The sequence below is a fragment of the Streptomyces odontomachi genome (assembly GCF_024435355.1).
GTDB lineage: Bacteria > Actinomycetota > Actinomycetes > Streptomycetales > Streptomycetaceae > Streptomyces > Streptomyces odontomachi.
Map to the genome: position 1 here is coordinate 142,181 of NZ_JAMJWG010000010.1, position 24,626 is coordinate 166,806.

Genomic DNA, 24,626 nt, shown 5'->3' on the forward strand with positions numbered 1-24,626 from the left:
GCCGGGTCCACGCGCCCGGGGTGCCCCGCACCGCCGCGCGCCTCACTCCTCCTGCCGCAGCACCGACAGCAGCCCGTGCAGCCGGGACGAGGCGGCCAGCTGCTCCAGGGTGAGCGGGCGGCCGGTCGGATCGGCCACCGGGAGCCGCCAGTTCGGGTACTCCTGCCAGGTCCCGGGCACGTTCTGGGGGCGCCGGTCGCCCACCCCGTCCGGCAGCCAGACGCCGATCATGCGGGCCGGGGTCCTCGCCAGGAAGCGGTAGAGCGCACGGACGCGCTCCTCCTCTCCGGCGTACTGGAACGTCTCGGGGTGCTCGGCCTCTCCGGGCTGTGCTCCCGAGGCTTCCCCGGAGCCCTCGGCGGAGTCCTCTGCGCCCCCGGAGTCCCCGACGAGGAAGTCGTCCGTGTCCTCGTAGAGCAGGCCGAGCCGGGCGAGCAGTTCCAGCCACTCCGCGATATCGGTCGCTGCGGCGTTCTGCTCCTCCTCGAGCGGGTGGGTCAGCAGGTCGAGACGGTGTCGCAGGATCACGTCCGAGCCGGTCAGCCGGGCCGCGGTGGGGGGCAGGTCATGGGTGGTGAGGGTGGCCAGGCAGTCGGGGCGCCAGCGTTCCGGCGGCAGCGGTCGTCCCGCGCCGGTGCCGCCTTCGGAGCCTCCGGCGTCGACGTCCGCTCCGGCGGTCTCCTCGACCGTGGCGCCGGTGTCGTCGTCCGTCGTCCGTTCGAACCACAGCACGCTGGTGCCCAGCACCCCGTGCGCGCGCAGAGTCTCGCGCACGCCGGGCGCCACGGTGCCCAGGTCCTCGCCGATCACGACGGCGCCCGTGCGGTGCGCCTCCAGGGCGAGGACGGCGAGCATCGCCTCCGAGTCGTAGTGCACGTACGTCCCCTCGGTGGGCTCCTCCCCCTGCGGGATCCACCAGAGCCGGAACAGGCCCATGACGTGGTCGATACGCAGCCCACCGGCGCGCCGGAACAGCGCGCGCAGCAGACGTCGATAGGGGGCGTAGCCGGACGCGGCGAGCCGATCGGGGCGCCATGGGGGCAGGCCCCAGTCCTGACCGCGGCGGTTGAAGGCGTCCGGCGGCGCGCCGAGGGACGTGCCCCGGGCCAGGTAGTCCTGCTGCGCCCAGGCGTCGGCGCCCGACGGGTGCACGCCGATCGCGAGGTCGTGCACGATGCCCACCGGCATGCCCGCGGCACGCGCGGCGCGCTGTGCGGCGGCGAGTTGGCCGTCGGCGAGCCAGGCGAGCCGGCTGTGGAAGTCGACGCGGTCGAGCAGCTCACGCCGGGCGCGTGCGGTGGCCGCCGAGTGGGGATCGTGTAAGTCATCCGGCCACTTCGCCCAGTCGGGGCCGTGCACCTCGGCGAGCGCGCACCAGGTGGCGTGGTCCTCCAGCGCCTGGCCCGCGGCGGCGAGGAAGTCGGTGTACGCGGCCTGCCGGCCGGGACCGAGCGGGACCTGGCAGACCAGTTCCAGGGCCTGCCGTTTGAGCGCCCAGACCGCGTCGCGGTCGATGAGTGCGCCCTCGTGCAGCACCGCCTCGCGCAACCGGGCCGCGCGCCGCGCCAGGCCGTCGACCGTGGCACGCGCCCCGGCGTCCAGGTAGGCGTATTCGGGGACGTCCTCGATGCGCAGGTGGACGGGGTCGGGCACGTACCGGGAGGAGGGCCGGTACGGCGACGGATCTCCCGGCTCCCCCGGCACCCCGCTGTGCAACGGGTTGACCTGGACGAACCCGGCACCGCCCCGCCGCCCGGCCCACGCCGCGAGCTCGGCCAGATCGCCGAGGTCGCCCATTCCCCAGGACCGCTCGGACAGCACCGAGTACAGCTGCACCAGCAGGCCGTGGATGCGGGAGGGGTGGGCGGCTACACGGGTGCCGGCGGGGACCTCGTCGGGCCGGTGGTGAAGGGTGGCGCCGACGTCCGGCATCCGCGCCGGGGCGACGACGAGGTGGACGCGGACGGTGCGCCGATCGGGGGCGGTGGCGGTGAGGCTGTGCACCCCCAGCGGGAGGGGCGGGACGGCAGCCGCCGCGTCCAACCCGGACTGCCGGTCGGGGCCTTGCCGGCCGGGCTCCGGCTGGTCGGACTCCGACGGGCCAGGTTCCGGCTGGTCGGGGGGCTCCGGCTGGTCGGGGCCCGGCCGGCCGGGTTCCGGCTGCTGTTCCGCTGCCTGGGCCTCGCCCGTTTCGGGAAGCCGTTCCCGTTCTCCTTCTTCCGGGCCCTGGGCCGCTTCCCGAGGTCGGGCCTCCGCCGACGGCCGGCGTGGTGGGCCGGCCTTCGGGGTCGTCCAGGCGTGCGTGTCCCCCTGCTCGGTGTCGACCCGGAGTCGGGTGCCGGGCGGCAGGTCGGCGAAGGCCCACGGCTCGTGGCCCTGCCACCACACGACGGTGGGTGGCAGGAGCCGGGTGATGAGTTCCGTCTCGCGCAGCGTCAGGGCGCTCCGTACCGCCTCGGGCGTGCTCGCGTCGACGCCCAGCGCCGCCAGTGCCGCGATCACCGCGGCGTCCGAGACCGTGACCGTAGGGCCCGGGGACGGCGAGTACGAGGTGGCCACGCCGTGCAGCTCGGCGAGCCGGGTCAAGGGCATCAGTCCACCGACGGATCCGTGCCCGCGGCCGTACCGGCGGCGGTCGGCTCGCTGGTGAGGGGGGCGGCGTCGGCGAGCGGTGGCTCGCTGGTCAGGGGGGCGGCGTCGGCCAGCGGTGGCTCGCTGGTCAGGGGGGCCTCGACTTCGGTGCCTTCGGCGGTGAAGGAACCCGGCTCCTGCGGGGCGGAGAACTGGGCCGGTACGGCGGTCAGGGTGCGGGCGGGCACGCCGAGGATGGCGGGGGCGTGAGGGGCGGTCGGGCGATGCGGACGATACGGGCTGCCTGGAACCAGCGTCGGGTCCGTGCGGTCCGTACCGCCCGGGCGTTTGGAAGGTGCCGAGGGCAGAAGGTGCGCCGATGCGGCCACGGTGGGCCTCCTTGTCAGGGGCGGCAGGTCTGGTCCGAGGCAGCACCTACCCAGCAGGCTCCACCACAGACGTACTCCGCCTCTCAACGTGTTCCTGTTCACATTCTGTCTCACACACCGTGGTGGACCAAGCACGCCACGTGCCTATAACGTGCACTTCGCCTCTCCTGACGGCACATCAGTCACCCCCGTTGACAGGGTGCCGCCGGGGTGGTGGGCTCGACGGCCCACCTCCACATCACCCCATTGCCCCACCCCGCGGTGAGCATGCCGGCAGAGGTCGTCACCGCAGCGGTCAACAGGCCGCGTAGATCACCACACCACGGAAGGGGAGAAGACCTGTGCGACTGGGGCGCAGGAAGCGGGCGGCCGCCGTCGCGGTCGCCGTCATCGCGGGCGCGTTCGGCACCACCGGAAGCCAGGCGACCACGAGACCCACGGGCGCCCCGGCCGCCAGCCCCGACGGCTGGGCCGGCGATCCCGGCCAGGACGACGCATCGGGTGCGGCCCACGCGCCCGAACGGCCGGCCGCCCCAGCCGGCACCGCTTCCGGCGACCCCGCGCCCCGCAGCGGCTCCCCCGCGCTGCCCGCGCGCACGCACGCCGCCTCCGACACGCCCGCCGTGTGGCCGCGGCCGCAGTGGATGCGGGCCCGCGGTCACGCCATCCGGGTGAGCGACGACGTCGTCCTGGTCACGGACCGCGACCGGCGCACCGACCCGTACGCCCTGGACGACCTGCGGACCCTGCTGCGTGCTGCGGGGGCCCGGCGGATCACGGAGGTGTCCGACGACGCCCGACTGCCCGGCGGCACCGATCTGGTGGTCCGGGTCGGCGCTGACACGTCGAACAGCGGCTTCCCGACCAGCGCGCACGGTCCCGCGTCCCCGCTGGCCGATGCGCTGCGCGGGCTGCACGCCCCGGGCCGCGGCGATCTGCCGTCCGGCGGCTACCGGCTCGCCGTGGGACGGCTCGCCGGCCGGGACACGGTGGCCCTGGCGGGCGTCGGCCCGGACGGGCTCTTCCACGGGGTGCAGACGCTGCGGCAGCTGTTCGACGGCCGCCGGATCGCCGCGGCGGTGGTGCGGGACTGGCCGGCCACGCCGGTGCGCGGCCTGACCGAGGGGTTCTACGGCACCCCGTGGACCCTCGAACAACGCCTCGACCAGGTCGACTTCCTGGGCCGCAGCAAGCAGAACCGTTACCTGTACGCACCGGGCGACGACCCCTACCGCCAGGCGCGCTGGCGCGAGCCCTACCCCGCCGAGCAGCGCGCCGACTTCCGCACCCTGGCCGAGCGCGCCCGCCGCAACCACGTCACGCTCGCCTGGGCGGTGGCCCCCGGGCAGGCCATGTGTCTGGCCTCGGACGACGACGTACGCGCGCTGAACCGCAAGATCGACGCGATGTGGGCGCTGGGCGTGCGCGCCGTCCAGTTGCAGTTCCAGGACGTCAGCTACAGCGAATGGCACTGCGCCGAGGACGCCGACGCCTTCGGCTCGGGGCCCGAGGCGGCCGCACGGGCGCAGGCCCGGGTGGCGAACGCGGTGGCCCGGCACCTCGCGGAGCGCCATCCGGGCGCCGCGCCGCTCTCCGTGCTGCCGACCGAGTACTACCAGGACGGCGCCACCCCGTACCGCCGTGCGCTCGCCCGTCAGCTGGACGCCGCGGTGGAGGTGGCCTGGACCGGCGTCGGCGTGGTGCCGAGGACCATCACCGGGCAGGAGCTGGCCGGGGCCCGGGCCGCGTTCGGGCATCCCCTGGTCACGATGGACAACTACCCGGTCAACGACTTCGCGCAGGACCGGATCTTCCTGGGCCCCTACACGGGCCGCGCGGCAGCGGTCGCCGACGGCTCCGCCGCCCTGCTCGCCACCGCGATGCAACAGCCCGCCGCCTCCCGCATCCCCCTGTTCACCGCAGCCGACTTCGCCTGGAACCCGGACGACTACCGCCCCGACGCCTCCTGGCAGGCCGCCATCGACGCGGCGGCCGACGAGACGACTGCTGCCGCGCGGCAGGACGCGGCGGGGACGGGCGGCAGCGACCCTGCCGCCCGCCGGGCCGCCGTGCGGGGGCTCGCGGAGAACGACGCCTCCTCGGTCCTGGGCGCCACCGAATCGGCCTCCCTGCGCCCCCTCGTCGACGCCTTCTGGGCGCAGCGCACGACGCCGCCCCCGGCCACGCACACGCGTGCTGGCACCGACCTCGCCGCGACACGGCTGCGCACGGCCTTCGGTGACCTGCGTGTCGCACCGGACCGGTTGCGCGGCACCGCGCTCGGTGACGAGCTGCGGCCCTGGCTCGACCAGCTGGCGGCGTACGGCGCCGCCGGGCAGGCGGCGGTCGACATGCTGGCCGCCCAGGCGGACGGCGACGGCGCGGCGGCCTGGGCGCACGCGCAACGACTCGAACGGCTGCGCACCGGCATCACGGCCCGCAAGGTGACGGTCGGCAAGGGCGTGCTCGACCCGTTCCTGGACCGTGCCCAGCAGGCGTACGACAGCTGGACGGGCCTGGACCGGCTCCACCGGGAGCAGGGCGAGAAGCAGCTCACCGTCGACGGCACGACCGTGCACGTCGCCCACCCCCGTGCGCTGGGCACCGTGACGGTGCTGGCCGCGGCGGGCAGCACGGGACAGGTCGAGGTCCATGTGCCGGGCGGGGGCTGGCACCGCCTGGGTGCCCTCGCGGCGAGCGGCTGGACGGAACGGGACACGAAGCAGGCCGCACCCCGCCTCCCCCGGCACGCGCGCGTGGACGCCGTCCGGGTCGCCGGCGCCCCCGCGGGGGCGGTGCGGCAGGTCATCCCGTGGTTCACCGACGGCCCCGCGTCCCGCTTCGGCCTGGTCAGGGCGGAGGCGGACGCGGCGATCGGCGGGGACCCTGTGCAGCTGTCGGCGCGGCTGACGTCGCTGCGCCCCGGCACGGTGCACGGGAAACTCGTCATGCAGCGGCCGGAGGGCTTCACGGTGCACCTCCCCGCGGAAACGGTGCTCCCGCGCGGCGCCGAGGTCACCGTGCCCGTGACGGTGTCGGTGGCCCCGGGTACCCGCGCCGGGGCCTACCAGATCCCGTTCACCTTCGGGGACAGGACGCGGATCGTGACGGTACGGGCCTTTCCGCGCACCGCGGGACCCGACCTGGCGCACGGTGCACGGGCCGACTCGTCGGGCGACGAGACCCCGGACTTCCCCGCGTCGGCCGCCGTGGACGGCGATCCCGACACCCGCTGGTCGTCCCCGGTGCGGGACGACGCCTGGTGGCAGGTCCGCCTCGCCCGGCCGGCACGGCTCGGTGCGGTGGTGCTGCGCTGGCAGGACGCCTACGCGCGGGCGTACCGGGTGCAGGTCTCGACGGACGGCAGGACCTGGCGCACCGCCGCGACGGTACGGGACGGCGCCGGTGGCGCCGAGACGGTCCGCATGGACGCCCCCCACGTCCGCTACCTCCGCATCCAGGGCATCCACCGAGCCACCCGGTACGGCTACTCACTGTGGTCGGTACAGGCGTACGCGGTGGCCGACTGACCGGTGGCCCGGTCGGCCCGGGCTGCGCCTTCGGGGTCGTGACGATCTGCCGGCTTCGTGGTGGCTGATCGCGCAGTTCCCCGCGCCCCTTTTCAGTGCGCCTCCGGCGCCCGATAGCCAACCGGCGCCGGAGGCGCCCGAAAGGGGCGCGGGGAACTGCGCGCCCGACCACAACGAACCCGCAGATCGCCACCCGCCGAAAAGGGGCAGCCCGGACCGCCGGGCCACCGTCCTGCGGGGACGCGACCGCCGGGACCACCGCCCCGCAGGGGCACACCGCACCGCCCGCGGACCCGCGAACCGTCGTCCCCGGACCACCCGGAGGACGACAAAGGCCCGGATCGTCAGGCAGAAATGCCATCGATCCGGGCCAGGGCGTCGTCCGCGCCGTACGGCTGCAAGTAGGGCAACCAGCGCGGGTCCCTATGCCCCGTGCCGATGATGCGCCAGGCCAGGCCCGACGGCGGCGCCGGCTTGTGCCGTAGCCGCCAGCCCAGCTCCATCAGGTGACGGTCGGCCTTGACGTGGTTGCAACGACGGCAGGAGGCGACCACGTTGTCCCAGACGTGCTGACCGCCGCGGCTGCGCGGAATGACGTGGTCGACGCTGGTTGCGACGCCACCGCAGTACATGCACCGGCCGCCGTCGCGGGCGAACAGGGCGCGGCGGGTGAGCGGCACGGGTCCGCGGTAGGGGACCTTCACGAACCTCTTGAGACGGACGACACTCGGGGCCGGGATGCTGACGGTGGCACTGTGCATAAAGGCGCCGGTCTCCTCGAGGGCAACAGCCTTGTTCTCAAGGACGAGGACGAGCGCGCGGCGAAGCGGTACGACGCCGAGAGGCTCGTACGACGCGTTGAGGACCAGGACATGCGGCACGTATGCCTCCTTGTACGCCGGCGGCGCGTGGCTCGCGCCGGGACGATCTGTGCTTCAGTCTCCCCTCATGCCTGGTCGAAGCGCCAGCATGAACCGGTAACGGGCTGGAAGTGTTTTCCACCACACCACGTACATCCCCGTGTACGCACCTCATGCATCCCCAGGTGAACCCTGTCTCTCCCTCGAACATCACGACGACGTCCGCACAATGCCCCGTTAGTGTGGTTGTGCCCGTACGGTGCGGACCCCGTCATGATCCCGTGATGACATTGGGCCCGCGAGCAGGTGCGATGGCCGCGGGGGCCACCGCACCGGGTGAGGGCGGTGTGCTCGCTGTGGAGCGCGCCCGTCCGGTCGCCGTGGCTCACCGCGCCGCGCCCACGATGTCGTCCCGGCAGCACACCACGCCACGGACGACCGCACGCCTGCACGTCCACGGAGGTACCCGCAGTGATCTTGTCCGTCCTGCCGACACTTGGCTCGCCCACCCCGACGCCCAAGGCGAAGCTCCTCCAGGACGCCCACGAGAAGGCCACCCTCTCCGCGAGCTGGTTCGAGCAGAACGCCGGCACATGGCTCAGCACCGGGCTGCGGATCCTGCTGATCGTGGTGATCGCGGTGGTGCTGCGGACCCTGATACGGCGCACCATCACCCGCTTCATCGACCGGATGAACCGCACCGTGCAGGCCGTGGACGGCACCGCGTTGGGCGGGCTGCTGGTCAATGCGGAGCGGCGCAGGCAGCGGTCCGCCGCGATCGGTTCCGTGCTGCGCTCGGTGGCGTCCTTCCTGGTGCTCGGCACGGCCGCGCTGATGATCCTGTCCACCTTCAAGATCAATCTGGCGCCGCTGCTGGCGTCGGCCGGAGTGGCCGGTGTCGCCATCGGTTTCGGCGCGCGCAACCTCGTCACCGACTTCCTCTCCGGTGTCTTCATGATCCTCGAGGACCAGTACGGGGTCGGGGACACCATCGACGCGGGCGTGGCCAGCGGCGAGGTCATCGAGGTCGGCCTGCGGGTGACCAAGCTGCGCGGCGACAACGGCGCCATCTGGTACGTGCGCAACGGCGAGATCAAGCGCATCGGCAACCTCAGCCAGGGCTGGTCGACCGCCCACGTGGACGTGTCGCTGCGCCCCAACGAGGACCTGGAGCGGGTCCGCGAGACGCTGAGCGAGGTCGGCCGGTCGCTCGCCAAGGACGAGCCGTGGAACGAGCGGCTGTGGGGCCCGGTCGAGGTGCTGGGCCTGGAGAGCGTGCTGCTGGACTCGATGGTGGTGCACCTGTCGGCGAAGACCATGCCGGGCCAGTCCGTGGCGGTCGAGCGTGAGCTGCGCTGGCGCATCAAGAAGGCGTTCGACGAGGCGGGCATCCTGATCGTCGACGGGCCGCCCGAGGTGGTCGACGAGCCGGCCGCCGATCCGGCGGCCGGGGTCTCCGCACCGTCCGCCTTCGCCTCCGCCGCGTCCCCGGAGTCCGTGAGCGCCTCGCCGCTGCCGTCCCAGGGGACGACGCCGTCCACCCCGTCGTCACCGTCATCGCCGTCCACCAGGAAGTGACGCCGGCGACGCGGTCACGCTGATCACCACGTCGCTTGCGTACGACACCGCACCGCCCTGGCCCCACGGCCAGGGCGGTCGTTTGTGCGCTCTCCGGTGACCCACCGCCCGGTGGGCGGTTGCTCGCGCAGTTCCCCGCGCCCCTTTTGAGGCGCCCACGGCGCCCACCGAGGCGGGGCGCCCCCGGCCCACCCAGGGGCGCGAGGAACTGCGCGACCAGCCACGACGAAACCGCGCAGCCCGTCGCCGCCCCAAGGGGGCTGTTCATGTCGCTTGTAACCCACCGGCCGGTGCGTGGTTGCTCGCGCAGTTCCCCGCGCCCCCATGAGGCGCCCACCGGGGCGGCGCCCCAGGTCCCCGAGGTAACGACTTGGTCGCCCCACCCCCGTTTCACTCCCTGTGGGGCTTGACGGCCACTGGGCCCCTCTCTAGCTTGATCACTCAATAGGAAACCTTCCTAACAGTGAAGCGCGGTGCGGTGGGTGTGCCCACCGCGCGGTGGCAGCGGGAACGGCACGCGGCGGGACGGGAGTCGGCTGATGGCGGGATCCACCGGAACCCCGGGCACCCCGCGCGTGCTGCGCGCCATGAACGACCGTGCCGCCCTTGACCTGTTGCTCGCGCACGGCCCGCTGTCCCGTACCCGGATCGGCCATCTCACCGGCCTGTCCAAACCCACCGCCTCCCAGCTGCTGGCCCGCCTGGAGGCCGCCGGGCTCGTCCTGGCGACCGGCCGCAGCGCCGGGCGCCCGGGCCCCGGGGCGCAGTTGTACGAGGTCAACCCGGCCGCCGCATACGCCGCCGGGCTCGACGTCACCCCGGAGCGCATGGTGGCCGCCGTCGCCGACGTCACGGGCCGCACCGTCGGCCGTCATGAACTGCCCACGCCGGGGCGGAGCCGCGAGCGGCCCGTCGTGCGCCAGGTCGCCGAAGCCGTCGACGCGGCGGCGAAGGCCGCCGGGCTCGCCCGGACCGACCTGCACCGGCTGGTCATCGGCACACCGGGCGCCTTCGACCCGAACACCGGCCGGCTGCGGTACGCCTCCCACCTGCCCGGCTGGCACTCCCCCAGCCTGCTCGACGAACTCGCCGCCGCCCTGCCCATGCCGGTGGAGTACGAGAACGACGTCAATCTCGCGGCCGTCGCCGAGCAGCGGCTGGGCGCCGCGCACGGCCACGACGACTTCGTGCTGCTGTGGAACCAGGAGGGCCTCGGTGCCGCCCTCGTGCTCGGTGGGCGCCTGCACCGCGGCTGGACCGGGGGCGCCGGCGAGGTCGGCTTCCTGCCGGTGCCCGGCGTGCCGCTGGCCCGGCAGGTCACCCGGGCCAACAGCGGCGGCTACCAGGAGCTGGCCGGCGCCCAGGTGGTGCCCGGACTCGCCCGTGACCTGGGCATCGCACCGCTACCCCAGGGGCCGTACACGCAGGTGGCGGCGGCCCTGATCGGTCAGGCCGCCGCGCTGCGCGAAGGCCCGCACGAACGGTTGCTCGCCACCTACGCCACCGCGCTCGCCACCGGCCTCGCCGCCCTGGTGTCCGTGCTCGACCCCGAGTTGGTCGTGCTCAGCGGCGCCCTGTTCACGGCGGGCGGCGAGGCGCTGCGCGCACTGGTGCAGGCCGAGCTGGACGAGTTGGCCGCGTCACGGCCGCGGCTCGTCGTGGGCGAGGTGCAGGAGCACCCGGTGCTGCGCGGCGCCCTGGAGAGCGCCCTCGTCACCACCCGCGACGAGGTCTTCGACACCGCCCGCTGACCCCTTCCGCAACCCGTTCCCCGATCCTCCCGCCCATCCGCCCGCCGCTTCCCCGACCCACCGCCCGAAGCCGACCGACAGCAGCCCGCCGCCCGCCCCCAGGGAGATGCTCATGTCCGGAAACCGCCGTACGACAGCGGCCGCGCTCGCCGTGACCGCCTCGATGTCCCTGTTCGCCGCGGCCTGCACCGGCCAGTCGGGCGGCGGCGCCACCGACGACGCCTCGAAGGAGACCACGATCACCTTCTGGCACGGCTGGAGCGCGCCGGAGGAGGTGAAGGCGATCAAGGCGGACGTGGCGGGCTTCGAGAAGGCGCACCCGAACATCCATGTGAAGACCGTCGGCAACATCAACGATGACAAGATCAACCAGGCGCTGCGCGCGGGCGGCCCCGACGCACCGGACGTGATCTCCTCGTTCGCCACCGCCAACGTCGGGAAGTTCTGCTCGGCCGGCGCCCTGGTCGACCTGACCCCGTTCTTCGAGAAGTCCCGCATCGACCCGGCGAAGACCTTCCCGGCGGCGATGCGGGAGTACACCCAGTACAAGGGCGTGCGCTGCGCGGTCCCCCTGCTCGGCGACGCGTACGGGCTGTACTACAACAAGGACGCCTTCAAAGCGGCCGGGATATCCGACCCGCCGAAGACCTGGTCCCAGTTCGAGGCGGACGCGAAGAAGCTGACCAAGAGCAAGGGCGACTCGTACCGGCAACTCGGTTTCATGCCGCTGTACCACGGCTACGAGTCCACGCCCGAGCACTATTTCGGGCAGTGGTCGCCCACGTACTTCGACAAGAACGGCAAGTCGACCCTCGCGAAGGATCCGGCGGTCGCGCAGGGCTTCACGTTCCAGAAGAAACTCGTGGACGACCTCGGGGGCTACCGGAAACTGGAGCGTTTCCGGGCCACGTTCGGCGATGAATGGGGCGCCAAGCACCCCTTCCAGACCGGTCAGGTCGCGATGCAGCTGGACGGTGAATGGCGGCTCGGCATGGCCGAGGCCAGCCACCCGGACTTCGAGATCGGCGTCGCCCCGCTGCCCGTGCCCGACGGCCGGACCAGCCAGTACGGCAAGGGCTACCTCACCGGCACCATCGCGGGGATCGCCGCCACCAGCAAGAAGCAGAACGCGTCCTGGGAACTGGTCAAGTACCTGACGACGAACACCGACGCGGTGGTGGGCTTCGCCAACTCCATCCACAACATCCCGTCCACGATGGCCGCCCTTAAGTCCCCGAAGCTGAAGTACGACCCGCGCTTCAAGACATTCCTGGACATCGCCAGGAACCCGTACAGCAGCACGTCACCGAGCGCCCCCAACGGCGACCAGTACATCACCTCGATCGAGAACTTCGGCTACTCCTACGAGAAGGGCGCGGTCACCGATCTGAAGTCGGGTCTGGGGAAGACCGCCAAGGAAATCGACACGGACATCGCCCAGCAGAACTGACGGGCGGAATCCGCAATGAGCACCGAAACTCCAAGGGTTTCCCCGAGCGCCCCGGCCGGTGGTCCGCCACCGCGCAAAGCCCCGCGCAACGCCCCGACCGGCGGTGCCGTACGGCGCGGCGCACACGCCAACACCCTGCGCGCCAAGCACCGTCGCGCCGCGCTGCGCAGCCTCGTCTTCCTGTCCCCCTGGCTGATCGGCTTCTCGGTCTTCTTCGCCTATCCGCTGCTCGCGACCGGCTACTTCTCGCTGATGAAGTACGACGGTTTCCGGCCGCCGGTGTGGAATTCCTTCGCGAACTGGACGTATGTCTTCCACTCCTATCCGCTGTTCTGGCCGGCGCTGTGGAACACCCTCTGGCTGGTGCTGATCATGGTCACCTGCCGGGTCGTCTTCGGGCTCGGCGTCGGGCTGCTGACCACCCGGGTCAGGACCGCGAAGGGGGCCTTCCGCACCCTGTTCTACCTGCCGTACCTCGCACCCCCGGTGGCCGCCACGATGGCCTTCGCCTTCCTGCTCAACCCGGGCACCGGGCCCGTGAACGCGCTGCTCGGCGATCTCGGCCTGCCGACCCCGGGGTGGTTCAACGACCCGTCGTGGTCCAAGCCCGCGCTCACCCTGCTCGCCGTGTGGGGCGTGGGTGATCTGATGGTGATCTTCATGGCGGCGCTGCTGGACGTGCCCGTGGAGCAGTACGAGGCGGCGCAGCTGGACGGGGCGTCGGCCTGGCAGCGGTTCCGCTTCGTGACGCTGCCGAACATCTCGCCGATCGTGCTGTTCGCGGTGGTCACCGGCGTCATCCAGACGATGCAGTACTACACGCAGCCGCTGGTGGCCGGAAAGGTCGCCTCCGGGATCATCGGCGGCTCCGGGCAGCCGTTCGAACCGGGCTATCCGGAGAAGTCCACGCTGACCCTGCCGCAGCTGGTCTACAACCTCGGCTTCCAGCGCTTCGACTACGGCTCGGCGTGCGTCGTCGCGCTGGTGCTGTTCGCCCTGTCCATGGGGTTCACCGCACTGCTGATGCGCCGCAGGAGCGGCCTGGCCGGAATGGGTGAGTGAGGAGCGTGACCAACGTGATGACCAGCGATCCGACGGCCAAGACCCCCGCCCCCCGCGCGGTGCGCCGCCGGGCGTTGCTGGAGTGGCTGGGGGTGCATGCGCTCGGCGTGGCCGCCGCGCTGTTCTTCGTGCTGCCGTTCGTCTTCGTCGTGCTGACCTCGCTGATGACCGACCAGCAGGCGCTGACCCGTGACCTGGTCCCGCACACCTGGCAGTGGTCCAACTACCGCACCGTCTTCCACACGCCGGGCTTCCTCACCTGGTGGCGCAACACCCTCCTCTACGCGGGTGCGGGCACCGTCTTGACCGTGCTGTCCTCGGTGCCGGTGGCGTACGCGCTCGCCAAGTTCCGCTTCCGCGGCAGGCGTCTTGCGCTGCTGCTGGTGATCTCGATGATGATGCTGCCGCCCCAGGTGATCGTCATCCCGATGTACCTGTTCTGGGCCAAGCAGCTGCACCTGTCCGGCACGCTGTGGCCGCTGATCATCCCGATGGCGTTCGGTGACGCGTTCTCCATCTTCCTGCTGCGGCAGTTCCTGCTCACCATCCCGGACGAGTACCTGGACGCCGCACGCGTCGACGGCTGCGGCGAGCTGCGGACCCTGCTGAAGGTGGTGCTCCCGATGGCGCGCCCCGGCATCGCGGCGATCGCCCTCTTCCAGTTCTTCTACGCCTGGAACGACTACTTCGGACCGCAGATCTACGCCTCCGAGAACCCCGGTGCCTGGACGCTCTCCTACGGCCTGGAGTCGTTCAAGGGCGCCCACCACACCAACTGGAACCTGACCATGGCCGCGACCGTGCTGGTCATGGCCCCTGTGATCGTCGTCTTCTTCTTCGCCCAGCGGGCGTTCGTCGAAGGAGTCACGCTGACCGGAGTGAAAGGCTGAGTGCACCGCATGCGTCACGCCACCCGTCGACCGGACGCCGTCGCCCCGACCGCTTCCCCGACCGCCGCACCGAACCCCGCCCCCGAGTCCCCTCCCCCCGGACGCACGCCGCGCAAGATCGTCGTGGTCGGCGGCGGCTCCACCTACACCCCCGAACTGATCGACGGCTTCGCACGGTTGCGGGACACCCTGCCGGTCCGCGAGCTGATCCTCGTCGACCCGGCCGCCGACCGGCTCGACGTGGTGGGCGGCCTGGCCCGGCGCATCTTCGCCAAGCAGCAGCACCCCGGCACCATCACCGTCACGGACGACCTGGACGCCGCCGTGGTTGACGCCGACGCGGTGCTGCTCCAGTTGCGCGTGGGCGGGCAGGCGGCCCGGATGCAGGACGAGAGCTGGCCGCTCACCTGCGGCTGCGTCGGCCAGGAGACCACCGGCGCCGGCGGCCTCGCGAAGGCGCTGCGCACCGTCCCCGTGGTGCTCGACATCGCCGAACGGGTCCGCCGCGCGGCCCCCGACGCCTGGATCATCGACTTCACCAACCCGGTCGGGATCGTCACCCGCGCCCTGCTCCAGGCCGGTCACAAGGCCGTCGGGCTGTGCAACGCGGCCATCGGCTTCCAGCGCAGGTTCGCCGAGCTGCTCGGCGTCCGGCCGGCCGACGTGCACCTCGGTCACGTCGGGCTCAACCACCTCACATGGGAGACGAGCGTGCGGCTCGGCGGCCCCGAGGGCGAGGACGTGCTGCCCCGGCTGCTGGCCGAGCACGGCGAGACGATCGCCCGCAGCACGGGGCTGCCGCCTGACGTGCTCGCCGGTCTCGGCGTCGTCCCGTCGTACTACCTGCGGTACTACTACGCGCACGACCAGGTGGTGGACGAGCTGCGCAGCAAGCCGTCCCGGGCCTCCGAGGTCGCCGCCATGGAGCAGCAACTCCTGGAGATGTACCGCGACCCGGCGCTCGACGAGAAGCCCGCGCTGCTCGCCAAGCGCGGCGGCGCGTACTACTCGGAGGCCGCCGTCGACCTGGCCGCAGCACTGCTCGGCGACGCGCACCAGACCGGTGGCACCGGCGCCGGCCCGTACCAGGTGGTCAACGTCCGCAACGCCGGCACGCTGCCTTTCCTGCCCGACGACGCGGTGATCGAGGTGCAGGCGGCGGTCGGCCCGTCGGGCGCCACGCCGCTGCCGGTGGACGCCCTCGACCCGCTGTACGCGGGCCTGGTCGCCCATGTGACCGGCTACGAGGACCTGGCGCTCCAGGCCGCCCTGCACGGCGGCCGCAACCGGGTCTACCGCGCCCTCCTCGCCCACCCCCTGGTGGGCCAGCACGGCTACGCCGATCACCTCACCGACCAGCTGATCCAGCACAACCGGGAGCACCTTCCGTGGGCCTGACGCCACACCACGCGCCCCCCGCAGCGCCCCGAACCCCACCCGGCGCCGCCCCGGCGCACCAGGCCACCCACGCGCCGGCGCACCCGGCCGGCGCCGTGCTCGCCATCGACGCCGGCAACAGCAAGACCGACGTCGCCCTGATCGCCCCCGACGGCCAGGTCACCGGCACCGCACGGGCCGGCGGCTTCCATCCCGCCCGGCTCGGCCCGGCGGGCGCCGTGGACGTGCTGGCCGGCGCCGTGGCCGAGGTCCTCGGCGGTGCGGCGGGCCGACCGCACCCCGTCGCCCATGTCGCCGCCTGCCTGGCCAACGTCGACCTGCCCGTCGAGGAGGAGCAGCTGGCGGCGGAGCTGCACCGGCGCGGCTGGGCTCCGAGCGTCGACGTGCGCAACGACACGTTCGCCATCCTGCGCGCCGGGATAGCCGAGCCCCGCGGGGTGGCCGTGGTCTGCGGCACCGGCATCAACTGCGTCGGGATGCTGCCGGACGGGCGCACCGCGCGGTTCCCCGCGCTCGGCCGGATCTCCGGCGACTGGGGCGGCGGATGGGGCCTGGTGGAGGAGGCGATCTGGCACGCGGCGCGCGCCGAGGACGGCCGCGGCGGCCCGACGGCCCTGGCCCGCACCCTCCCCGCGCACTTCGACCTCGCATCGGTGTACGCGCTGATCGAGGGGCTGCACCTGAAGCGCATCAGCGAGGTGCAGTGCTACCAGCTGGCGCCGGTGGTGTTCGCCACCGCGGCGGACGGCGACCCGGTCGCCCGTTCGCTGGTCGACCGGCTCGCCGACGAGGTGGTGGTGATGGTGACGGTGGCGCTCGACCGGCTCGGGCTGCGCGACGCCGAGGTGCCGGTGCTGCTCGGGGGTGGACTGCTGGCGGCGCGCCATCCGCAACTGGACGGGCGCGTCCAGGCGCTCCTCGCGGAGCGTGCGCCCCGCGCGGTGCCGCGGGTGGTGACCGCGAAGCCCGTGCTGGGGGCGGCGCTGCTGGGGCTTGACCACACCGGTGCCCCACCGGACGCGCATGCGCGCGTCCGGGCGTATTTCGGGTTCCCGTCTGCCGGGTGAGCGGCGGGGGCGGTGCCCCCGGGCCCCGCACCAAAGGGGGCCTTCTGTTGTCTCCGGACCACCGGCCGGTGGGGGCTGGTCGCGCAGTTCCCCGCGCCCCTTAGGTAGGACGCCTACGGCGCCCAATAGGGGCACCGGGCGCGCCCGGTCGATGAGCGCGCCGCAGGCGCGCTCATTCAAGGGGCGCGGGGAACTGCGCGGCCAACCACGACGAAACAGTCAGGTCGTCACCGCCCCCCAGGGGCACCCCGAACCGACCCCGCCCAGAAAAACATCCGCACCCTTGGCCAAAGGAACCGAATCCGCCCGGTACACGTGTTCCAGGGCAGGGGGGACAGCGCACACCGGGGCGCGCTGTACCCCCCGTGTCCGTGAACGGGCCGGCGGAAGCCGGAAGTGGTACGGGAAATCGGACACGTCATACCCGCAAGATCGCGCCAACGCTGGTGTGAATGCCGCTCACGGCAGCCATACTTGCGCCCGTGGACTTCTTCCCGCGCACCCGCGCGCCGGGCGGAAGCAACCGCCCAAGGACCAGGGGGAGGTCAGGTGACACACCCGCCGAACGGGAGTGCGGCATCACCCGGCACGGCCGTACCCGGGCCGGCCGCACCGGGATCGGCCGTGCCCAGGCCGGCGGTGCCCGGACCGGGGGGACCAGCGCCCATGGTGCCGTCCCAGCCCCTGCCGCTCCCGTCCACGGCGACCACGCCCCCGGCGTCCGGACCGGGCGCCCCCGGCACCGGTGACCCGGCTGCCGGCGCGCCGCCCCGGCGGTCCGCCTGGTCCGAGGGGGTGGAGCGGCTGCGCGCGGGGGCGGGGACGGAACCCGGCCGGCTGCGGATCATCGGCGCCGCGCTCGCCCTGCTGATCGTCGCGTTCGGCGCGGTCACCTCCTGGCAGACCACCGCGCGGGCCGGCGCCGCCGACCAGGTGCTGAACCACAGCCAGCCGCTGAGCGCCGACGCGGCCGACATCTACCGTTCGCTCGCCGACGCCAACACCACCGAGTCCAGCGGTTTCCTCGCCGGCGGCCAGGAGCCGAAGGAGGTTCGCGACACCTACGCGCAGGACATCGCGACCGCCTCGGACAAGCTGGCCAAGGCCGCGTCGAACACCCAGGCCGACCCGGAGTCCGCCAAGGCCATCGCCAAGCTGAACGGGCTGCTGCCGCGTTACACCGGCTACATCGAGCGGGCCCGCGCCAACAACCGCCAGGGACTGCCGCTCGGTGCCGCGTACCTGCGGCTCGCCAACGACCTGATGCAGAAGCAGATGCTCGTCCAGGCCGAGCGCCTCTACGAGAACGAGAACGGCCGGCTGCACGCCGACTACGACGACGCGACCCCCTACCCGTGGGTGGCGATCGGCCTGGGCGCCGTCGCGCTGGGCGCCCTGGTCTGGGCGCAGCGGCGCACCTACCGGCGCACCAACCGGGTCTTCAACCGCGGTCTGCTGGCCGCCACGGCCGCCACCACGGTCGTCCTGCTGTGGCTGGTGGTCGGGCACACCGTCGCCCGCCTGGGCCTGAACGACTCCTACGAGCACGGCGTGCGTTCCCTGACGGTGCTGGACGACGCCCGGATCGCCTCCCTGCAAGCCCGCAGCAACGAGAACCTGACGCTCATCAGCCGCGGTGCGGAGACCGTCAAGGACGAGAACGGCACCACGGTGGACGCCTACGACCACGCGTTCAACAGCGAGATGAACAGCCTCGGGGGTACGGACGGCGGCGGCGGGCTGCTCGGCCGGGCCGCCGCCCTGGCGGACGACGCCGCAGGACGCGAACCGGTGGCCGACGCGATCGCGCAGGTGAAGGTCTGGAAGTCCCGCCACAAGGCGGCCAGGGACAGTGACAACGCGGGCGACTACGCGAAGGCGCTCAGCAAGATAGTGGGCGCACCGGGCAAGCCGCCGACGGGCGACACGACGGGCGACGCCTTCAACAAGGCAGACGACGCGCTCGGCAAGGCGCTCAAGCTGGAGCGGTCCGAGTTCAGGGCGTCGGCCGGGGACGGCCGGGGCGCGATGGAGGGCCTGCCGGTGGGTTCGGCGGTGTTGGCCGTGCTGGGTGCGGCGGGTGCGCTCAGCGGCATCGGCCGCAGGCTTTCGGAGTACCGGTGAGGGGGCGGCAGATGAGCGAGGCACCTGGGACGACGGAATCCTGCGATGGACGCGGGGCGACCACCGGGCGGAGCACGGCAGGCGGTGCCGGACGGGCCGTGGGCGAGCTGCGGTCGCGTGGCTCCGGTGGGCTCTCCCGGCTGCGCGGCTGGGGCGGTGTGGCGTCGATGGCGGTGGCCTGTGCCCTGACGGCGGCCGTCACGCTGGTGCCGCTGAGCCGCGCCCAGCACGGCACGGACCCGGCGGCGCCACCGGCCGCGGACCCGGCGGGCCCGGGCGTCACCTCGGCCGAGGCCGCCGACGCCGACTCCTGCAAGGACCCCGAGCGGAGCCTGCGCCCCTCCAGTGACGGCGGTAAGACGATCGACGCGATCAAGAAACGTGGTCATCTGATCGTCGGCGTGGACCAGAGCAGCTACCGCTGGGGCTACCTTGATCCGAACAAGGTCGACGCCAACAAGCCGGAGAGCTTCGACCCGGAGGGCTTCGACATCGATCTGGTGCACGCCATCGCCGACCAGATCCTGGGCAAGAAGGACGCCAAGGTGGTCTACCGCGCCATCCCGACCAACGAACGCGTCCCCGCGGTCCAGCACCACACCGTCGACATGGTCGTCCGCACCATGACCATCACCTGTGAGCGCGCCGAGGACGTCGCGTTCTCCACCGCCTACTTCAAGACCGGTCAGCAGATCCTCGCCCCGGAGCACACCGACATCACCGGCTACGACGAGAGCCTCCAGAACAAGCGGGTGTGCGCCGCCAGCGGCACCACGGCCCTCGACCTGCTGAGCGAGAAGTCGTTCGGCTCCCATCTCATCAAGGTGCCCAACCAGCTCGACTGCCTGGTGCGGGTACAACTCGGCCAGGCCGACGCGGTGGTGACCGACGGTGCACTCGCCGCGGGCCAGGCGGCGCAGGACCCGGAGGTCAAGCTGGTGGGCAAGCCACTCACCACCGAGTACTACGGCGTGGCGATGAACAAGGACGCGGACGACCTGGTGCGCCGGGTCAACCACATCCTGGAGGACTACCGCAAAAGCGGCTGGCAGAAGGCGTACGACAAGTGGCTGAAGGACGACCTGGGCCCCAGTGACGGCCCGCCCGCACCCCAGTACCGATAAGCCAAAGCCCACAACCGACCACCGACCACGACCAACCACCATCGATCACCCGCGACCGAGAATCGACCGCCAAGAACCACGACCGACCGCCCAGGACCCATGGCCGACGACCACGAGCGTAGGGGTGACGGAAAACGGTGGACGACAGCCCACAACTGCGGGCGACGACCCCGTCGACACGGAAGACTTGAGGCAGGCCACGGCCGCATCACAACCACACGACGAAGAACACTCGCACCGGATGACTCCGGCACGGCTGGAACCCACGGTCGCCGGGCAGGACTTCACAGCAGCCATCGGCAGGACCGAGAGCGGAGAGGTGATCGATGGGCGTCGCGGGACCTCCTGGGCCGGTGATGGACCGGGACGAGGTGGACCGTGCGCTGGCGCGGCTCGACGCGGAGCACGAGGCGATCGAGACATCGCTGCTGGCCCTCCAGGACCATGCCGGCCGCAGGCTCCTGGAGGGCGCCGAGCTGACCGGCGTCACCAAGGAGCGCTGGGCGAGCGCCGAGGCCTCGATCACCCTGCTGTGGACGTACTTCGACGCCTACACGGCAGCACTGCGCTCGGCACGCGAGCTGCGGGCCCGGCGCCGCTGGTTGAACCGTGACGACCTGGTGGAGCTGACCGACCTGCTGCGCGACGACGGCATCACGCTCGCCGGAGCGGCCGTGCCGGGCGCCGCCGTCCCGCCCCATGACCCCGCAGGACCGGCGGAGGTGGCACCCGCGCGCCTGAGCGAACGGCTCTCCTTGGACACGCTGGTCACCCGGATGAACGACCTGTATGCGAGCTCGCTCGACCTGGTCGTCGCCGCGGACAGCGTCTGGTCCGCGCTGCCCGCCCGTATCGATCTGCTCTCCGAGGAGCTCCGGCGCACCCGGCGCCTTGCGCACTCCGTCGGCGTGCGCCCCGGTGAACACCCGGCCGGTGACGACCTGGAGCGCATCACCGAGGCGCTCACCCGGCTGCGCGCCCAGGTGATCTCCGACCCGCTCGCCTTCTGGCGACCGGCCACCACCGGCTCGTCGGCACCGGGCGGCGGACGGCCGGACACCACGCGCTACGACCGCGAGGCGCGGGCGCTGGAAGACGTCCGCCGCGAGATCGACGCGGTGCTGGCGGTCCGCAAGGACGCGGAGGCCCGCCTGGTGAAGCTGCGCGACACGCTCTCGCGCGCCGACCGCACCCTCGCCGAGGCGCGTACCGCGCGCGGCGAGGTGCTCGCCAAGATCGCGGCGTCCGAGGTGCCGGCGGTCTCCGGCCCTCCGACGGTGCTCCAGGAACAGCTGGCGGCCGCGGCCGAGCACCGCAGGCACGGCCGGTGGCACCGTCTGCCACCGCTGCTGGAGACCCTGGAGGAGCGGGCCGAGGAGGAGTTGCTGCGGGCCCGCGAGTCGCTGACCGCGGTCACCGCGCCGCTCGCGGTCCGCGCCGAGCTACGCGGCCGGCTCGACGCCTACAAGGCGAAGGTCTCCCAGCACGGCATGGCGGAGGACCCCCTGCTCGTCGAGCGGTACGACACGGCGCGCCGGATGCTGTGGAGCGCACCGTGCGACCTGCGCGCCGCGGAGGGCGCCGTGCTGCGCTACCAGCACGCGGCAGCCGAGGCACTGGCCCTGGGGAGGGTCCCCGAGCAGGGCGCACCCGGTGGGCACAGGGGGGATTCATGAGCCAGCAGGCATGCCAGCGCCCGGGCTGCACGGGCAGTTACGAAGACGTCGGCGGCGGCGAGCTGTACTGCGACACCTGCGGCCTGGCCCCCGTCGTCTCGGCGAACGGCATGGTCGGCTCGTCGCCCACCGGCATCGCGGGCGCCTCGCCCGGCCTCGGCGGGAGCCAGGGTGCATCCGGTGCGTCCGCAGGGCACGCGCCGGGCTCGGCCGACAGCTCGGGGCGCACCTCACAGCCCAGCTCGGCCGGGTCGGCACGGTCCGCGACGTCCCGCCGTTCGGTGTCGGGGCGCCTGTCGCGCACCCTGGCCGGGGCGGCGACGGCGCGCTCGGTGTCGGTGCGCAGCTCGGGGACGGCCACCGGCGCCTCGGGGCGCGGCAGGCTCGGCGCCGGTCTGGTGAAGGTGCCCGAGGTACCACGACCCGACCCACGCTCCATGGTGCTGGAGCGGGCGGAGGTACCCGAGCGCAAGCGGTTCTGCTCGCGCACCGACTGCGGCGCACCCGTGGGGCGTTCGCGCGGCGGCCGGCCGGGCCGCACGGAGGGCTTCTGCACCAAGTGCGGCCACCCGTACTCGTTCGTGCCGAAGCTGCGCCCCGGCGACATCGTGCACGGCCAGTACGAGGTGGCGGGCTGCCTGGCGCACGGCGGGCTCGGCTGGATCTACCTGGCGGTGGACCGCGCCGTGTCCGACCGCTGGGTGGTGCTCAAGGGCCTGCTGGACACCGGCGACCAGGACGCCATGGCCGCCGCGATCTCCGAACGCCGCTTCCTCGCGGAGATCGAGCACTCCAACATCGTGCGGATCTACAACTTCGTGGAGCACCTGGACACCCGCACCGGCTCCATGGACGGCTACATCGTCATGGAGTACGTCGGCGGAAAGTCCCTCAAGGACATCGCCAACGGCCGCCGCACCCCGGAGGGCAGACGCGATCCGCTGGCGGTCGACCAGGCCTGCGCCTACGGCATCGAGGCGCTGGAGGCCCTCGGTCACCTGCACAGCCGCAACCTGCTCTACTGCGACTTCAAGGTCGACAACGCCATCCAGACCGAGGACCAGCTCAAGCTGATCGACATGGGCGCGGTACGCAGGATGGACGACGAGGAGTCGGCCATCTTCGGCACCGTCGGCTACCAGGCCCCCGAAGTCGCGGAGGCCGGCCCGTCGGTCGCCTCCGACCTGTACACGGTCGCGCGCACCCTCGCCGTCCTCACCTTCGACTTCCAGGGCTACACCAACGTATTCGTCGACTCCCTGCCCGACCCGGACAACATCGACGTCTTCCGCCGCTACGAATCCTTCTACCGGCTGCTGGTGCGCGCCACCGACCCCGATCCGGCGCGCCGGTTCGCCTCCGCGCAGGAGATGGCGGAGCAGCTCACCGGCGTGCTGCGCGAGGTCGTGGCGCTCCAGACCGGCCGACCGCGCCCCGCGCTGTCGTCCCTGTTCGGCCCGGAGCTGAAGGTCACGGACACCGAGCTGTTCAAGAACACCACGACCGAGGTCTCCCGCCTGGGCACCCGAGCCCTGCCGGAAAGCGGCCGCACGGCCCGGAACCGGCCGGCCACGGGCTCGCCCGCCACGGCCCCACCCCTGGCCGCCGCCCCCTCCCCCGGTCTGCCGGGCGCCGGCCTTCCGCCGGCTGAGGGGCACGCCTCGTACGCCCCCCTGGCTCCGGCGCCCGGGGGCCATCCCCAGGGCACCGGCGCGCCCAACGGGGCCCCCGGTGCGCTCCCGGCGCCCGCCCCGGCCACGGCACACGGCGCGTCCCATGGCACGCCGCCCCTGCCGGCACCGGAGGCCGTCGCCCTGGCCGGTTCCAGCGCGCTGGCCCTGCCGGTCCCGCGGATCGACCCCAACGACCCGAACGCCGGCTTCCTCGCCGGTCTCCTCGCCTCCGCGCCGAGCGAGTTGATCAGCGCCCTGCGCGCCGCCCCCGTCGACTCCCCGGAACGGCGCCTGTGCGAGCTGCGCGCCCGTCTCGCCATGGGCGAACTGGGCCAGGCCGGGCACATCCTGGACGCCCTGGAGCGTGACCACCCGGACGACTGGCGGGTGATCTGGTACCGCGGCGTGGTCTCGCTGACCACGGGGGACCACGCCGTGGCCGCGCTGTCGTTCGACGCGGTCTACGACGCCTTCCCCGGCGAACCCGCGCCCAAGATAGCGCTGGGTGTCTGTGCGGAGGTGCTGGGGCAGTTGGACAACGCGGCCGAGTACTACCGCCTGGTGTGGACCACCGACCCGAGCTACGTCAGCGCCGCGTTCGGCCTGGCGCGGGTGCGGTTCGCCGCGGGCGACCGGCGCGGCGCCGTCGAGACGTTGGAGTCCGTCCCGGAGTCGTCGATCCACTACACGGCGGCCCGGGTGGCGGCCGTACGGGCCCGGCTGCGGCAGCGGCTGCCGGTGGGCCCGGTGAGCGGCGGCGGCATCGGCAGCAACGGCACGGCGGGGCTGAACGACCCTGGCGGCGCGCCCCACAACGCGATGGCGGCCGGCGCCGACGCGTCGTTCCTGGGGGACCTGATGGCCGCCGCCGACCAGGTCCAGGCGCTGGACGCCTTCGGCCTCGACGCGGTCCGCAGGGAACTGCTGTCCACAGAGGTTCTGGGGACTGCACTGGACTGGGTACTCTCCGGTAACCATGGTTCTGCGCCACCCCATGGCGGCGGCAGACCCGTGCTGCTCGGCAGCGAGCTCGACGAGCGCGGTCTCCGCTTCGGCCTGGAGCGGTCGTACCGGACGTTGGCTCGGCTGGCGAACAGTGGCAAGGAGCGGATCGAACTGGTGGAGCGGGCCAACCGTCTCCGCCCCCGGACGTGGGTGTGATCATGTCGCAGATGCACCAGTGGGCCGCTGGTTCGACCTGCCCCAACCCCAACTGCAAGGAGCCGGTGGAGTCGGGCGACCGCTTCTGCGGCGGGTGCGGGCACGACCTGTCGGCGTCCCACCCGGCGGGCCCCGACCGCCCCACCCTCCCCGTCAACGGCGCCGGGGGCGAGCGCCCCGACCCGAACCGCGTCTCCGTGGACCCGGAGCAGCCTCCCGGGTCCACGGCGGCGGCCCCGGAGCCCCCCTCCGAGCGCGCCGCGCCGGACGATTCCGCACCGAGCGCCGCGGACCCGGTTCAGCTCGGCAGCCCGGACGGCAC

General features: G+C 73.0%; 15 protein-coding genes. 12 read left to right on the top strand and 3 right to left on the bottom strand.

Annotated features, from left to right (window positions below; genetic code table 11):
* Positions 1 to 42: 42 nt before the first annotated feature.
* Together malQ and NQO67_RS21625 are read right to left on the bottom strand one after the other, a co-directional pair.
* Positions 43 to 2,592: a 4-alpha-glucanotransferase gene (gene malQ / locus NQO67_RS21620; protein ID WP_255951751.1), complete on the bottom strand. Its 2,550-nt coding sequence runs from the start codon at positions 2,590 to 2,592 to the stop codon at positions 43 to 45.
* Entirely contained in the window at positions 2,592 to 2,960 is a 369-nt protein-coding gene (locus tag NQO67_RS21625) for a hypothetical protein (protein WP_255951752.1), read from the bottom strand. Before NQO67_RS21625 ends, malQ begins: the two co-directional genes overlap by 1 nt.
* 341 nt (positions 2,961 to 3,301) lie before the next feature.
* Here NQO67_RS21625 and NQO67_RS21630 point away from each other — a divergent pair, with 341 nt between their 5' ends.
* Positions 3,302 to 6,490, top strand: a complete 3,189-nt coding sequence (locus NQO67_RS21630) for a glycoside hydrolase family 84 protein (protein WP_255951753.1) — start codon at positions 3,302 to 3,304, stop codon at positions 6,488 to 6,490.
* A gap of 344 nt (positions 6,491 to 6,834) precedes the next feature.
* On the opposite strand, the gene NQO67_RS21635 is transcribed toward NQO67_RS21630, so the two are convergent.
* The gene (locus NQO67_RS21635) at positions 6,835 to 7,371 is read right to left on the bottom strand and encodes an HNH endonuclease (protein ID WP_255951754.1); all 537 of its coding nucleotides are present in this window, start codon (positions 7,369 to 7,371) and stop codon (positions 6,835 to 6,837) included.
* A 450-nt stretch (positions 7,372 to 7,821) separates the two neighbouring features.
* On the opposite strand from NQO67_RS21635, the gene NQO67_RS21640 reads away from it, so the two are divergent.
* From NQO67_RS21640 to NQO67_RS21690, 11 genes are all read left to right on the top strand, one after another.
* Positions 7,822 to 8,928, top strand: a complete 1,107-nt coding sequence (locus tag NQO67_RS21640) for a mechanosensitive ion channel family protein (RefSeq protein WP_255951755.1) — start codon at positions 7,822 to 7,824, stop codon at positions 8,926 to 8,928.
* A 539-nt stretch (positions 8,929 to 9,467) separates the two neighbouring features.
* Complete coding sequence (locus tag NQO67_RS21645) at positions 9,468 to 10,679, top strand: ROK family transcriptional regulator (protein WP_255951756.1); 1,212 nt, start codon at positions 9,468 to 9,470, stop codon at positions 10,677 to 10,679.
* A gap of 112 nt (positions 10,680 to 10,791) precedes the next feature.
* Positions 10,792 to 12,129, top strand: a complete 1,338-nt coding sequence (locus tag NQO67_RS21650; RefSeq protein ID WP_255951757.1) for an ABC transporter substrate-binding protein — start codon at positions 10,792 to 10,794, stop codon at positions 12,127 to 12,129.
* A gap of 15 nt (positions 12,130 to 12,144) precedes the next feature.
* Entirely contained in the window at positions 12,145 to 13,191 is a 1,047-nt protein-coding gene (locus tag NQO67_RS21655; RefSeq protein ID WP_255951758.1) for a carbohydrate ABC transporter permease, read from the top strand.
* 17 nt (positions 13,192 to 13,208) lie between these two features.
* A complete protein-coding gene (locus NQO67_RS21660) occupies positions 13,209 to 14,081 on the top strand; it encodes a carbohydrate ABC transporter permease (protein WP_255951904.1) in 873 nt (290 codons plus the stop codon).
* A gap of 9 nt (positions 14,082 to 14,090) precedes the next feature.
* Positions 14,091 to 15,479, top strand: coding sequence for a 6-phospho-beta-glucosidase (locus NQO67_RS21665; RefSeq protein WP_255951759.1), 1,389 nt, complete (start codon positions 14,091 to 14,093; stop codon positions 15,477 to 15,479).
* Positions 15,480 to 15,574: 95 nt separating this feature from the next.
* Positions 15,575 to 16,546 (top strand): N-acetylglucosamine kinase, encoded by a 972-nt coding sequence (locus NQO67_RS21670; RefSeq protein WP_255951905.1) that lies wholly within the window; start codon positions 15,575 to 15,577, stop codon positions 16,544 to 16,546.
* 666 nt (positions 16,547 to 17,212) lie between these two features.
* Complete coding sequence (locus NQO67_RS21675; RefSeq protein WP_255951760.1) at positions 17,213 to 18,670, top strand: CHASE3 domain-containing protein; 1,458 nt, start codon at positions 17,213 to 17,215, stop codon at positions 18,668 to 18,670.
* A gap of 167 nt (positions 18,671 to 18,837) precedes the next feature.
* Positions 18,838 to 19,794, top strand: a complete 957-nt coding sequence (locus tag NQO67_RS21680; RefSeq protein ID WP_255951906.1) for a glutamate ABC transporter substrate-binding protein — start codon at positions 18,838 to 18,840, stop codon at positions 19,792 to 19,794.
* A gap of 326 nt (positions 19,795 to 20,120) precedes the next feature.
* Positions 20,121 to 21,470 carry a hypothetical protein gene (locus tag NQO67_RS21685; protein WP_255951761.1) on the top strand — a complete coding sequence of 450 codons (1,350 nt, stop codon included), beginning with the start codon at positions 20,121 to 20,123 and terminating at the stop codon, positions 21,468 to 21,470.
* Positions 21,467 to 24,304: a serine/threonine-protein kinase gene (locus NQO67_RS21690; protein WP_255951762.1), complete on the top strand. Its 2,838-nt coding sequence runs from the start codon at positions 21,467 to 21,469 to the stop codon at positions 24,302 to 24,304. Before NQO67_RS21685 ends, NQO67_RS21690 begins: the two co-directional genes overlap by 4 nt.
* Positions 24,305 to 24,626: the final 322 nt, after the last annotated feature.